This window comes from Belliella marina (assembly GCF_042682445.1).
Taxonomy (GTDB): Bacteria; Bacteroidota; Bacteroidia; order Cytophagales; family Cyclobacteriaceae; genus Belliella; species Belliella marina.
Genome location: NZ_JBHUHR010000038.1, coordinates 304,044 through 319,252, shown reverse-complemented (window position 1 = coordinate 319,252; position 15,209 = coordinate 304,044). Strand labels below are relative to the sequence as shown.

Below are 15,209 nucleotides of genomic sequence, written 5' to 3'. Positions count from 1 at the left end.
TAATATTATTTCTTTTATGTATATGTTGTGTTCAAATTTTGTTTGGTGCAGATTATTATTTTTCAACTTCTGATGGGGATGATTCTAGGAGGGCTGTAGAAGCCCAGAATCCAGATACTCCTTGGAAAACTATTGAGAAACTGAATCAAATAATCCCAAGTCTTTTACCTGGAGATAAAGTCCTTTTTAAACGTGGTGATACTTTTTATGGGAGTGTGGATATCACTCAATCAGGTACTGTAGCTGCGCCAATTGTTTTTGGTTCTTTTGGTTCTGGAGATAAGCCAATTATTTCAGGATTTACAGAAATAGATTCATGGGTTTTGGTAGGAGAGGGTGTTTTTGAATCAACAGAAAAATTTTCAATGGATTTCCCTTTAAAAGTGGTTACGATAAGTGGTGAAATACAAGAAATAGGGCGGTATCCAAACTTTGACGATCCTAATCATGGCTATTTGAGGATTGAATCAATATCCGGGAATCAGGTTATTGGTTCAAGTGAATTGAACAACTCCCATAATTGGGAAGGTGCAGACGTGGTAATCAGAAAGAATCCATGGATTATCGATAAACATCCAATACAAAGTAATTCAGGCAATCAGATTGGCTATACGAAACCAAATCAATATAATGCTTCTGTGGGGTATGGTTTTTTTATACAAAACCATATAAAAACTTTGGACAAGCAAGGGGAATGGTTCTATGATGATAAAAAAAATAAGTTAAATGTATTTTTTGGCAGCGGAAATCCTCAATCCGAAATAGTAAAAATCAGTACTGTAGAAAATGTCATTTCGTTGAGGCAAGGAGTAAGCTATATAACTTTTTCAAATTTAGATATTCAAGGTGGTAATAGGGCAGGAATTAGTATTGACCATGGGCAGCAAATTGAAGTGTTGGAGACAAATATTTCGTTTACAGGAAACTATGCGATTTATGGATTGCTTTCCCATGAATTGAAAGTTGAGAAATGTCGAATTTTCCAGTCTTTAAATAATGCGATTTTTGTTGCAAATGCAGGAAAAGATGTGGTGATCAGGGATAATGAAATTTTGGACACCTATATGTTCAACGGAATGGGCGAAAACTCTGACATGAAAGGTCAGGCTATTTATATTACTAGTAATTCACATAATGGATTGATAGTTGGAAATAGAATAATCAATACTGGGTATCACGGGATATATTTCGGAGGAAATGGGACGGTTGTTAAAAATAATTTTATAGATAATTTTTGTGTACATAAAACTGATGGAGGAGGTATTTATACATGGGAAGGTCCAAGAAATCAAAGCCTGGAAAACAGGGTTATAGAAGGAAACATTATAGTAAATGGTTTGGGATATAAATCAGGTACCAGACTTCAAGGGACAATAAATAAACCTGCTGTTGAAGGTATTTATTTAGATGACAATACGGCTGGAGTACTAATCAAAAACAATACTTTAGCAAACAATTCCGGTAATGGTATTTATATCCATAATGCTAGAAATCTGGTAATCCAAGGGAATTTGCTTTACAACAATATGAATCAAATATTATTTGGTGATGATAATTTGGGTGCTGATATAAGGAATGTTTCAGTGGAAAACAACACGTTTTTCTCTTTATTTCCCTTTCAATATTTTGTTAAGTTTTCATGCTCAAACAATAATTCTTTTGAGAACATGGGAAGTTTTTCAAATAATTCTTTTGCTAGTCCATTTGGAACGGATTTCGGATTTTTATACGAAAGGTTCAGCTCAGGGACAAAGACTGAATTACTCAAAAGTGTAAAAGAATGGGGAAGAGATAAGAATGCACATATCTCAGATAAAAAATTGGATTACTTAAAGAGTTTTGAAATACATGGTGAAAATTTGTTCGCAAATCAAGGGTTCGATCAAAATAGGGGGTATACAGATTGTGTAGGTTGTTCAGTTGAGAGAGCTGTTGGAGGAGAGTTTGATGGAGGATACATGAAATACAATGCTAACAGGGGAAGTAGAATAGTGTTTTATTTAGGAAAGCCGGAAGTTAAAGAAAATTATATACTTAGATTTACAGCTAAGGCTAATAAAAAGGCTGCTTTAGAAATATATTTAAGACAAGATGGGAATCCTTGGGCTTCGATGAGTAAACCTTTTGTGTTCGAAGTTGGGGAGGAGAAAAAAACGTATGAATTTGCATTTTTCAACGAAATAGAAATCGAAAAAGCAGTTTTGAATTTGGCCACAACGGTAGATAACTTAGAAATTGCTATTGATGATGTCATGTTTCATCAGGCCCAAGTGGAATTCTATCCAGAAGAATCTTTAATCTTTCAGTATAATGAATCCTCTGCTGCGATGAAATTACCATTGCCAGGCATTTACAATAATGTGAAAAATGAATCTTATTCTGGTACTGTAGAGATTCCCTCTTTTTCCTCTGTCGCTTTGATAAAAGTAGGAGATGATAAAGCCAAAGAAGATATACCACCTACCATATCTATATTGTCTCCAAAAAATGAAGATGAATTGGAAATGGGGATTGTTCATAAGATTGAAATTGAAGCCCAAAGTGAGTTCTCCGAAATTGAACGGATAGAGCTTTATGTGGGGGATGAGAAAATTAAAGAAATCGAAAATCAGCCTTATACCATAGAGCATATTTTTGACCAAGAAGGAGACTTTACCCTCAAGGCCAAAGCAATTGATAAAGACGGTCTGGAAACTTATTCTGAGCCAGTTTCAATCAAAGTCGTAAAACCACTTGAAGCCCCTATAATTAGTTGGGACTCACCTTCCAATGGAGACTTTTTTTTTGTAACAGAACCTATTACACTCTCTGTTACAAGTGATCATGAAGAACAAAATATTGAAAAAATTGATTTTTTAATAAATAATTCTGTTGTTGGCACTGTGATTAATGCTCCTTATCAAATTACACTCCCAAATTTGGCTTTGGGATCCTACAATCTCCAAGCAAAAGCTACAAATTCCAATGGATTGAAAGGTGAAACTGAAGTGATTACAATCAATATCACTGAAGCCACTAATACTCCACCAACAGTAAGCATCACTTCCCCTTCCGACAACACCCACTTTACACAAGGGGAAGCTATCAACATTGTAGCCAATGCACAGGATTCTGATGGTACGGTTGCAAAGGTTGAATTCTATAATGGAAACACCCTTTTGGGAACAGCGACTTCATCACCATATAGCTTCAATTGGGACAATGCCCCAGCCGGAACACATACCATCACTGCAAAGGCAACTGACGACAAAGGTTCAGTAACTACCTCAGCACCAATCAATGTCCAAGTCGGTGAAAAACCAAACAATCCTCCAACGGTAAGCATTACATCTCCTTCCGACAACGCCCACTTTACACAAGGGGAAGCAATCAACATTGTAGCCAATGCACAGGATTCTGATGGTACGGTTGCAAAGGTTGAATTCTATAATGGAAGCACCCTTTTGGGAACAGCGACTTCATCACCATATAGCTTCAATTGGGACAATGCCCCAGCCGGAACACATACCATCACTGCAAAGGCAACTGACGACAAAGGTTCAGTAACTACCTCAGAACCAATCAATGTCCAAGTCGGTGAAAAACCAAACAATCCTCCAACGGTAAGCATTACATCTCCTTCCGACAATGCCCACTTTACACAAGGGGAAGCAATCAACATTGTAGCCAATGCACAGGATTCTGATGGTACGGTTGCAAAGGTTGAGTTCTATAATGGAAACACCCTTTTGGGAACAGTGACTTCATCACCATATAGCTTCAATTGGGACAATGCCCCAACCGGAACACATACCATCACCGCAAAGGCAACTGACGACAAAGGTTCAGTGACTACCTCAGCACCAATCAATGTCCATGTCAGTGAAAAACCAAACACTCCACCAACAGTAAGCATCACTTCTCCTTCCGACAATGCTCACTTTACACAAGGGGAAGCTATCAACATTGTAGCCAATGCACAGGATTCTGATGGTACGGTTGCAAAGGTTGAATTCTATAATGGAAACACCCTTTTGGGAACAGCGACTTCATCACCATATAACTTCAATTGGGACAATGCCCCAGTCGGAACACATACCATCACTGCAAAGGCAACTGACGACAAAGGGGCTCAGGTCACCTCAGCACCAATCAGTATCCAAGTCAGTGAAAAACCAAACACTCCTCCAACAGTAAGCATTACATCTCCTTCCGACAAAGCCCTGTTTACACAAGGGGAAACGATCAACATTGTAGCCAATGCACAGGACTCGGATGGTACGGTCACAAAGGTTGAATTCTATAATGGAAGCACCCTTTTGGGAACAGCGACTTCATCACCATATAGTTTCAATTGGGACAATGCCCCAATCGGAACACATACCATCACTGCAAAGGCAACTGATAACAAAGGTTCAGTGACTACCTCCAGTCCAATCAGTATCCAAGTAAGTGAAAAGCAGAAAAGCCCAAGTTTCAGAATGATTTCTCCGGTAGAAAACGAGCAATACTTTTATGATGAAAACATTGAATTGGATGTTGAAGTTTTAGCAGAATCATCCGAAATTATCAAAGTAGAATATTTTAGGAATAATATTTTCATAGGGAGCCGTACCAATGGGGACTATGCATATGATTGGAAAGTTACTGTTTTGGGAAATGTCAATATCACGGCAATAGCTACAGATGCAAGTGGAAAAACTGCATCTGATGTAAAGGCAATCAATGTTGTCGTAAGACCCAATGAACTGCCAGAAATAAAGATCACCTCACCTTCAGACAATTCAATATTTACAGTAGGTGAAGATATAACCTTAGAAGCAGAAGCGAGTGATTCCGATGGGTATGTGGCAATGGTTGAGTTTTTTAATGGCAGCCAACTTATTGGGAAGACAAATAAACATCCCTATAAAATAGATTGGAATAACCTTCAGGAAGGTTCGTACAATATTTTGGCGCGTGCTACAGATAATCAAGGTGGAATTACAACTTCCTTGCCAATCAAAATCAATGTGATTAAGGATGAATCTCTTCCGGAAATTGAACTTTTGTCGCCTACAAAGAATCAGGTCTTTGAATTTGGCGAAGTAGTGGATCTCATGGTAATGTTTAAGGGTGATTCCAAAAATGTAAAAAGCGTAGAATATTATGCAGACAGCAAATTGATTGGCTCATCGACAGAAAGTCCATATTTTATTCAATGGGAGAAACCACATCCTGGAGTTTACTCAATTTCGGCTAAAGCCATTGGAGTAAATCCTGATAACTTCAGGATAAGCGAGCAAAATAAGATTACTGTCAACAAAGAGCCTATCTTCAGGATAACTTCACCAGTCCATTTGTCGGAGCATAAAGCTGGATTAGATCTGAAAATTGAAGTTGAAACTCCCATCACTGATAAAAAAATAGAAAAAATAGAATTCTACAGGGGGAATACATTAATAGGAAGTACCAACGATTATCCTTACAGCTTGACTTGGAAAGATGTTCCAATAGGGGATGTTACATTGATTTCCAGGTTGCTTTATGAAGATGGGGGTATTTTAATTTCTTTACCAGTGAGGATAATTGTTAATAATGTTCCAATTGTCAACCTGCTCACCGAACAAAATAAAAAAGAGTTTGCCCAATCAGAAAAGATTATAATAAAACCAGAATTTATTCACTTTAAAGGTGATATTTCGAATGTTGAATATTTTGTAAATGGAGTTTCGGTAGGTTTTTCAGACTCTGATCCATTTGGTTATGAGTTCACGAGTCTAGGAATTGGAATTCAGGAGATTTGGGTTGAAGTATTGGATAGTAATGGCAAAAAGTTCACATCAGAAAAAATCGAAATTATTGTTAGGGAAATTGGAAATAGTGGTGAAATCAACTTGGATGATTTCAAAATAGGACCAAACCCAACAAACAGGTATTTGAACCTTATATTTAACAATACTCAAGAGTCAAGCAGGTTGACTGCAGAAATTGTTTCTATAAATGGAACATCAATTAACAGTTATGATTTTGTACTAGATCAAAACGAAGTGACGTTGGATCTGGAGAATTTATTGATGGGGGTATATCTACTGAGGATTCACTACGAGGGGAAAATGGTCATCACTAAGAGATTTGTAAAAATATATTAAAACAACAGCGGTCCAATATTCTTATTGGGCCGCTGCGTTGTTTGCTTTTGTTTATTACTCCTCTTGCAGAAGAATCTGGTGGCCGGATTTGATCAAGTCCAGATCTTTTTTGAAAAGTGCTACATCTGCCTGAACCATCTCTTCAACCAATCTTTCCAAATTATATTTAGGCTTCCAACCCAAAACCTTGTTTGATTTGCTAGGATCTCCTATAAGCAATTCTACTTCTGTAGGTCTGAAATATGCCGGGTCAACTTTAACCAAAACATCTCCAATTTTCACTTTGTATTCGCTTACTTCCAATCGGTCGGCTACCAACTGATAATCAATAGAATCCAAAATACCAACTTCCTCCACTCCTTCTCCTTCAAACCTCAAGTTGAATCCCACTTCAGCAAATGCCAAGGAAATAAAGTCCCTTACCTTCGTAGTCACCCCTGTGGCAATCACATAATCAGATGGTTTTTCTTGCTGCAAGATCAAATACATTGCCTCAACATAGTCCTTGGCATGTCCCCAATCTCTTTTTGCATCCATATTACCCATGTACAAAGTGGTTTGCAATCCCAAAGCGATTTTGGAAACTGCCCTTGTGATTTTTCTAGTCACAAAAGTCTCCCCCCTCAACGGTGATTCATGGTTGAAAAGGATTCCGTTGCAAGCATAAATCCCATATGCTTCCCTATAATTAACTGTAATCCAATATGCGTACATTTTGGCAACAGCATATGGAGATCTTGGATAGAATGGAGTCGTTTCTGACTGGGGAACAGCCTGTACCAAACCATAAAGTTCAGAAGTAGAGGCCTGGTAAATTTTTGTTTTTTTCTCCATTCCCAACAATCTCACTGCTTCCAAAATCCTCAAAGTACCGATTCCGTCAGCGTTTGCAGTATATTCAGGGATATCAAAACTTACTTTAACATGGCTCATTGCCGCCAAATTGTATATTTCATCCGGCTGTGTTTCCTGAATGATTTTAGTCAGATTCATCGAATCTGTCATGTCACCAAAATGTAATTTGAAATTACAGTTTTCAGAATGTGGATCTTGGTACAAATGATCTATTCTATCTGTATTGAATAATGAAGTTCTCCTTTTGATACCATGAACCATGTACCCTTTAGAGAGTAATAGTTCTGATAAATATGCCCCATCCTGCCCAGTCACTCCAGTGATCAAAGCTACTTTTCTAGTTTTTGTTGTATTGTTCATGACTATATGATTTACACTGATTATTAGCTGATTTTTACTTTTTTTAGGTCGTATGAATTTTCCAAATACCATTCATAAGTCGACCTGATTCCTTCTTCCAATTTGATTTGGGCTCTCCATCCTAAGTCAGACATTTTTGATACATCCAATAATTTTCTAGGTGTACCATCTGGCTTGTCCGAATCCCACTTTATTTCCCCTTCATGTCCTACAATTTCTTGGATCATATTTGCCAGCTCGAAGATTGAAATATCTTCACCTGTGCCTATGTTGTACAGATTTTCCGGAAGCTTATTTTCCAAAGAGAATAACACTGCCTTGGCCAAATCATTGACATGTAAGAACTCTCTTTTTGGACTTCCTGAACCCCATAAAAGGACTGGTTCATGATTGTTGAGCTTAGCTTGGTGAAACTTGGTAATCATAGCCGGTAGCACGTGGGATGTTTCCAAGTCAAAATTATCCCTTGGGCCATAAAGGTTTGTTGGCATTAAGCTACTGTAGTCTTTTCCAAACTGTGTCCGTATGTATTCACAAGCCTTTACTCCAGCAATCTTTGCCAAAGCATAGGCTTCATTTGTAGATTCCAATTCGGAAGTAAGCAAATACTCCTCTTTGATCGGTTGGGGAGAAAATTTGGGATAAATACAAGAACTCCCCAAGAAGATGAATTTTTCACATTCATGTCCCAATGAAGATTCTATCAAATTGTTTTGAATCCTCATATTGTCCATCAAAAATTGATAGGGGTAAGTCTTGTTTGCCATGATTCCACCAACTCTTGCAGCAGCATCTATGACAACTTGTGGTTTTTCCCTTGCGAAAAAATATTCCACTTCGAGTTGGTTTCTCAAATCTAGGTCTTTGCTGTTTGCCCCAAGCAAATTCTTGTAGCCATTGTCAACCAGTGCATTCCAGACTGCCGAACCTACCATTCCCCTATGTCCAGCAATAAAGATTTTTGAATCTTTAGAAATCATAATTTTATCTTAAGTATTTAGGATTTTCAATTTCAAGCCGTTCGTAGACCTTCTTTACATCTTGGGCATTGTTTTTATTCAAAACCAATATGGCATCTTCGGTTTCGACCAAAATAATATTGTCTACACCTACGAACTCAACCAGTTTGCTGGAGTTCAAAGAAAGATTTCCGGCGGATTTTCTTGAATCATTGTCTGGAACAAAATCATAAATTGCCTGAAAACTCCCCATATCAGACCAGTCAAAGAAGGAGGGGACAACTTTTATTTTATCAGTCTTTTCCATCACAGCATAATCCACACTGATGGAAGGTATTTCCATTGAAAGCAATTCGTTCAGGTAAACTCCATTTTTTTTGAAGAATGCCCTATGGCTAGCCCCATAAAGTTCTGGCTCAAGTTTTTCTAATTCTTCAAGAAAAACCCCTGCCTTGAAACAAAACATACCACTATTCCACAAAAAATTTCCTGAAGCGACGAATGATTCAGCTAACTCCCGGGATGGCTTTTCCCTGAAAGAAATCACTTCATTTCCTTTATACTCAATATATCCAAATCCAGTTTCTGGGTGTTTTGGTTGCAACCCAAAGGTGACGATGTGGTTGTTTTTGGCTAAGTCTATGGCGGTTTCCAATGCGCTATAGTAGAGGGCGTCATTTTTTATCAGCTGATCTGATGGAGTTACAAGCAAAATATCCTCGGGATTTGCTTCAAATGCAGAAAATGCAATTGCGGCAGCCGTATTTCTGGGACATGCTTCGACGATTTCGCCAAAGCGTTGTACATTTAACTTTTTTAAGATTTGCCTGGAAAGTGCATAATTGTCTATACCTCCAACGATACACAAATCTGTGCATACCTCCTTATTCCTTTCCACCGCAAGTTCAAACAAGGACTTTCCATCAAACAATGGTAAATATTGCTTTGGTTTTGACTTCCTTGATAGGGGCCAAAGCCTGCTTCCTACACCCCCAGATAATATTACATTAATGATTTTCATGCTTGATAATTCACTTAATTTATTACCAGTTTATTTTCTAGGTTTGCATCCAGACTATCCAAGATTTTGAACCATGCGGTAGTGGCTAGTGAGTCTGGAATGTCAATGTCCGAAAACTTGATGATCTGTCCTTCTTCGACATTTTCCTTGACCACTACATTCTGAAGGAGTCCAATAGGTACATGGTTTGGTTCGTCCTTGATTCTTATTGCTTCTCCACGGGTATCAAAACTTCCGATGCCATTGGGTATAAAATCCCCCTTGATCAATTTTCTTTTTGCTATTGCACCCACACTCGCTGTTGGCCTGTCGCTGTTGTCGATCAGAATTTCATTGTGTCGGAGTAGTTTTTTGATAGTGCCTGGAATTTCAAAAAAACATAAATGAGTCGGTTTGCAATGGTGATAATATGGCCCATCGCCCATTTTATAGGTTCTCAATTCATTTCTCATTTCTTCCATATGTTTTGTGACTATAAAAACTCCTGGAGGAGCTGTTCTTGAAAGCAAATAATCACTTATTGGAGTACCAATTTTCTCAGCAATTTCCGCTAATTCATAACTTGAGTTCACAAAATCCTCCGTCTGAAACCCAAGTAGCCCCTGCTGAGCAATCCCAACTCCAAATGCATTGGCTACCAAAGCTTGTTCGATTTGTAATTTTGTGCCATCAGTAAATGAAGTGACAGAGCTGAGGGAATAACCTTGTTTATTAGACCAGTAATTCATGTCCTCAATGGAAGGGTTTTTGTTTAAGAATCCTTTTATATTCCCATAGACAATAGGTGTAAACCCCATTTCTAACACTTCTTTTCTTAAAACAGCCAAGCAGCCAGGTTGGTCTCCATTTGACTCGGTAATCAGTCCCTGTCTTGAAAGCCAAGTCCCTGTAGTTACCATGGTATCAGCATCCATTGTCACTACAGGCAGGTTGTACTTGAATGCTTCATGAATGATTGCTGTGCTATATATAGGATCTCCGGTACTTACTACAATCACGTCAGAATTCAAAAACAATAATTCCGGGATTTTGTAGACAATGTCTTCCGGGACTTCAAGTCCTTCAATTTTCCCATCTCTTCTTGTCAATACCCCTGATACAGACATATCAGTGCTTGCATTAAGGAGCTTTACCAAGCCTTTAATTATCCAACCAGTACCAACTACCCCCACTTTTATCGTAGTATTTTGAAACATAACCTGTAGTGTTTTAAATCGAAGTATAAAAGTAATGACAATTATTTAAAAAACAAAAAAATGTATTTAAAATACTTTTTAATGTTTTTTAAATCAAGATGAATTTGTAGTTTTGGAAATAATTGGAAGATGTTGTTTGATCTTATGACTTTTGGGAAAGTAGTGAATGGTGAGTTTGGGGCAATGTCCCAAAGACAAGTATCTATGTGGATATCGAAAGTTTCGGAGATTATCAAGTAGAAGTAAAGTAGGATGAAAGACAGAGTTTCGTTTTTATTACGTGTACCCCAGCCTGTTCATGGCTCTTCAGTTGTAGGTTTCAATATATTGAACAGTAGTTTGATCAATGGTGTCACCAAGGTCATCAATGAGAAGAGGCGAGTGATTGTGTCGGAAGATGACCTTATTGCCAGTCAGAATTTTCTGGATTTCAGTGACTATGGTTTCCCAAGATCTTTCCAATAATTATTAAGGATAAATTAAAATAATAGAAAATTTAAAACATTAATTAGAATGCTTTTTAACTCAATTGATTTTGCATTATTCCTACCTGTGGTTTTTTTGCTTTATTGGTTCCTCACTAACAATAACTTAAAACTGCAGAATTTTCTTATTGTGGCGGCTAGCTATTTTTTTTATGGATGGTGGGATTGGAGGTTTTTGTCATTGATTTTATTCAGTACTATTCTTGATTATTTTATTGGAAGGGGCCTCTCCAAGCAAGATGACCAATTGAAAAGAAAAATGCTCTTGTGGACAAGTATTGTTGTGAATCTTGGTTTTCTTGGCTTTTTCAAATACTACAATTTCTTTTTGGACAACTTTGTTACTGCTTATACTTTCTTGGGTAAGGAAATCAGTGGGGATTCATTGAACATTATTTTGCCTGTGGGAATAAGTTTTTACACCTTCCAGACATTAAGTTATACTATAGATGTATACAAGCGTAAATTGGAGCCTACAAAAGATTTTGTGGCTTTTTCTGCATTTGTTTGTTTTTTCCCCCAGCTTGTAGCTGGCCCTATAGAAAGAGCTACACATTTACTGCCTCAATTTTATAAGAAAAGGACATTTGAATATGGAAAGGCAGTTGATGGAATGCGTCAAATACTTTGGGGGCTTATCAAAAAGGTAGTCATTGCTGATAATTGTGCTGAATTTGCAAACATAATTTTCAATAATTCTTCCGAATATTCTGGTAGTACTTTGGTTCTTGGAGCTATATTCTTCTCTTTCCAGATTTATGGTGATTTTTCTGGGTATTCTGACATAGCCATTGGGACTTCTCGCCTTTTTGGTTTTGATTTAATGCAGAACTTTAGCTTTCCATACTTTTCGAGAGATATTGCTGAGTTTTGGAGGCGTTGGCATATTTCATTGTCAACATGGTTTAGAGACTATGTTTATATCCCATTGGGAGGAAGTAGAGGTGGTACATTGGGAAAAATAAGAAATACATTTATCATCTTTATAGTAAGTGGTTTCTGGCATGGAGCAAACTGGACATTTGTAATTTGGGGAGCTTTAAACGCAATCTATTTTTTACCACTTTTATTGACAAAAAACAACCGTAATAATCTGGAGGTTGTTGCAAAAGGAAACGTTTTTCCGAATATTAAAGAGTTCTTGTTAATAGTTTTAACCTTTGGTCTGACGGTAATTGCTTGGATATTTTTCAGAGCGGATAATGTTGGACATGCTATAGGCTATATCTCTGAGATATTTTCACCAACTCTTTTTGACAACCCAAAATTTCCAAGGAAAGTAGAGTCATTGGCAACTCTTATTATGATTGTAGTTTTTGTTTTGTTTGAGTGGAATGGTAGAGGAAATAAATATGCAATTGAGAATTTGGGAATAAAGTGGAATCGACAAATTAGATATGCGTTGTATTACGTCTTTATTATTTCAATTTTCTGGTTTGGTGGAAAGGAACAACAATTCATCTATTTTCAATTTTAACAATATGAAACCGGGTTTGTCTGCGACAGACATAACTGGATCGAAACAAAAGAAAACACCTAATTATCTACTGGATGTATCTGGGGATGTTCGAGGATCCTCCCAAGTCTGACTAGCCTGTTGCCCTTGGGAGATTCAGCACTGGATATATGACCACTCAAAGATAAATTATAAACACATGAAACAATTTCTAAAAAAGTTCTTCGGATTCTCTATCATATTACTTGTCATTTTTCTGTCTAGTTTTATTCTTGGGAAATTTGGGGTGGAGTCAATCTCATATTATAAGTTGCCAGCCGATAAAAAGTATATCATGTTAGGCCATTCTCATTCAGAAGTAGCGTACGATGATTCCATGATAAACAACTTTTCTAATTTTGCCAATTCAGGGGAAGCGTATTTTTATACATACTTAAAGGCCAGAAAGCTGATAAAGGAGAATGAACACATACAAGTTGTTTTTATAGAATATTCCAATAATCAACTTACAAAACAATTTGAAGAATTTATTTGGGATGATGTCTATTTACCTATCCGATTACCAGCATACCTTCCTTTAATGGATTTTTCTGAATTGAATCTATTGGTAAGCAACAACACCAGCATGTTTCAAAATCAAATTGTAAAAGCATTAATGAAGAACACTTTTCACAATATTGGAGCAATTATAAACAAAGGTAATTGTCAAGTAAACAATTTGAGGTTTGGTGGTTTTCTATCCAGAGAAAGTAGCCATGTAGATTCTTTAGTCCAATCGGCTGATAAAACCAGGAAGGAGGATATAGATTTCGAAATCTCTAAAATCAATCTTTTTTATTTGAAAAAAACGATTGATTTGTGCGAAAGCAATGGAAAAAAGGTGATCCTTGTCCGAACTCCTATTCATGAAAATTGGGAGGGGCTATATTCTGAAAAAGCCTATAAAAAAAATTTAAAGGCTAATTTTCCTGATGTTGAATATGTGGATTTTAATGGTTTTAAATTGAAAAATTCAGAATTTTATGATTTTTCACATATGAACGAAATTGGGTCAAAGGTTTATTCCACATGGTTTAATGAGATTTTGAACCAAGGCTTTTTAGAAGTTCAAGAGAAGCAAGCTTATACAGACAAGCAAATAGATCTGATTGTTAAAAAAAATAATTTGGTATTAATGGATGTTGAATAGTCGAACTCAGGTTTAAACGTACCCCATCATTGATACTCTTTGTACCTCAAATCAAGCAAGCCTGAAAATCCCCCAAGGCATTCGGCTAATTAATCAGGGCTTCAATGTTTGTATTTTATCACCTCACTTAGACAGACAGTACTCAGTACTTTTTCAATTTAATGTACTGATATATAGTCGTTTATGTGTCCCAGAGTTGTTTTTGTGTATTTTTAGGGATGTTTGTACGTGGTCACGATAAATTCTTCAAAGCACCTTTGTATCGGTTTTGAGCACAGAAATCAACTGCAGCATTCATTGACAAATAACGATCTGGATAAAATAGTAAAAAAATCAGTTTGGATTGGTTTTGGGAAAGTCCAGGGTCTGAGTTTTTCATCAGATCTCAAAGTTAGCACAGAGAATAAATTCATCAATTATTTGTTACTGATGTATCTAGAGTGAAACCACCAAATCATTTTTTTTCTATTTGAATTCAAAAATCGTAACTGATTATAAATTAGATCCTTAACCTTTACTGGTAAGCTTTTTTTCTTAAACTTTCTTTTAGGGATCCCAACAAACTTACCGAGATATTCTGTGAAATTTTTTGTATTCCAGAATTCCGAATTTGGATTTATGGCCTCATCAAACAATTTTTTTAACCCAGTTACTTTTTCACTGGTAACATGCCAGATTGGTATTTTTTCGTCTCCATCCATAACATTGTTGGATATTTCACCTGTTAACAACCTTTTGGAATGAAGCTTGTTTGTGTCGTATATTTCAATATCTATCGAATTATAGACAAAAGAGGATAAAAATTCATCACCATCAAAAATAGAGCTGCCATTCGGGAAGTAAATTTTATTTCCGTTTTTTTCTTGCTCTTTACAATAATCCAGTAATTCAAGAATGTTTTTCGCCAATACTCCAAAAGTTTTGGGGGACCCTCCAGTTATTTCACCCCCATACCAGATTGGATAAGGCTCGTTATAACTTTGGATACCTATTGAATAAAAAGTATCCCCCATATCTTTCATGCTTAAATTATGAGGAGATCTTTTTAAAGGGTGATTATTCCTTTGGTATGTGTCTTGCAAAACCAAAACCTCTCCTTTGGAAATGATTTCATCTAAAACAGTATCTTTTTTATGCCAAAGAATATCGGAATCCAAAAGAATTGAGGGCAAAGCTTCTTGGGACAATCTCTCAAATACTTGTAATTTGTAAAAAGCATTTCTAAATATTTTAGAAAATTTTCCGGGGTCGTATGTATCAAAGTTCAAATATATCAACTCCACTCCTAGAAGAGATAATTCTTTTTTTATGTTTTTATTGTCAATTATTACATCATCATAATCATTTGTTATCACTAGATGTTTTTTTTCATGATTTACTCTTACTGAAGTAGCGCAAAAAGTGTAGACACATTTCCAATAAATATTCTTTTTATCACTTTTTTGATTTCCAATATTCGGATATTTCACGTTTTTGCCCGATTGGTCTTGATCGACACAAATTGATGTAACTATGTTATACATTATTTTGTTGTTAGGTTGTTAGATAAATAAGGTTCTTTATTTAGTATTGAACCAC

At 36.5% G+C, this 15,209-nt stretch carries 9 protein-coding genes; 4 read left to right on the top strand and 5 right to left on the bottom strand.

Going from position 1 to position 15,209, the window contains the following annotated elements:
• Positions 1–38: 38 nt before the first annotated feature.
• Entirely contained in the window at positions 39–6,110 is a 6,072-nt protein-coding gene (locus tag ACFSKL_RS13400) for an Ig-like domain-containing protein (protein WP_376886730.1), read from the top strand.
• 54 nt (positions 6,111–6,164) lie between these two features.
• Here ACFSKL_RS13400 and gmd read toward each other — a convergent pair whose 3' ends face one another.
• From gmd to ACFSKL_RS13380, 4 genes are read right to left on the bottom strand one after another with little or no spacing between them, the layout of a single operon-like run.
• A complete protein-coding gene (gene gmd / locus ACFSKL_RS13395) occupies positions 6,165–7,325 on the bottom strand; it encodes a GDP-mannose 4,6-dehydratase (protein WP_376886729.1) in 1,161 nt (386 codons plus the stop codon).
• 23 nt (positions 7,326–7,348) lie between these two features.
• Entirely contained in the window at positions 7,349–8,305 is a 957-nt protein-coding gene (locus tag ACFSKL_RS13390; protein ID WP_376886728.1) for a GDP-L-fucose synthase family protein, read from the bottom strand.
• 4 nt (positions 8,306–8,309) lie between these two features.
• On the bottom strand, positions 8,310–9,305 hold the full coding sequence (locus tag ACFSKL_RS13385; protein ID WP_376886726.1) for a mannose-1-phosphate guanylyltransferase: 996 nt from the start codon (positions 9,303–9,305) through the stop codon (positions 8,310–8,312).
• Positions 9,306–9,319: 14 nt separating this feature from the next.
• A complete protein-coding gene (locus tag ACFSKL_RS13380) occupies positions 9,320–10,501 on the bottom strand; it encodes an NAD(P)-dependent oxidoreductase (protein ID WP_376886725.1) in 1,182 nt (393 codons plus the stop codon).
• Between the two features lie 252 nt (positions 10,502–10,753).
• On the opposite strand from ACFSKL_RS13380, the gene ACFSKL_RS13375 reads away from it, so the two are divergent.
• The 3 genes from ACFSKL_RS13375 to ACFSKL_RS13365 all read left to right on the top strand — a co-directional run bounded on the left by ACFSKL_RS13375 (position 10,754) and on the right by ACFSKL_RS13365 (position 13,631).
• Entirely contained in the window at positions 10,754–10,966 is a 213-nt protein-coding gene (locus ACFSKL_RS13375) for a hypothetical protein (protein WP_376886724.1), read from the top strand.
• Positions 10,967–11,014: 48 nt separating this feature from the next.
• Entirely contained in the window at positions 11,015–12,463 is a 1,449-nt protein-coding gene (locus ACFSKL_RS13370) for an MBOAT family O-acyltransferase (protein ID WP_376886722.1), read from the top strand.
• A 178-nt stretch (positions 12,464–12,641) separates the two neighbouring features.
• Positions 12,642–13,631, top strand: coding sequence for a hypothetical protein (locus tag ACFSKL_RS13365; protein ID WP_376886720.1), 990 nt, complete (start codon positions 12,642–12,644; stop codon positions 13,629–13,631).
• Between the two features lie 416 nt (positions 13,632–14,047).
• On the opposite strand, the gene ACFSKL_RS13360 is transcribed toward ACFSKL_RS13365, so the two are convergent.
• Entirely contained in the window at positions 14,048–15,100 is a 1,053-nt protein-coding gene (locus ACFSKL_RS13360) for a hypothetical protein (protein ID WP_376886719.1), read from the bottom strand.
• Between the last annotated feature and the right edge of the window lie 109 nt (positions 15,101–15,209).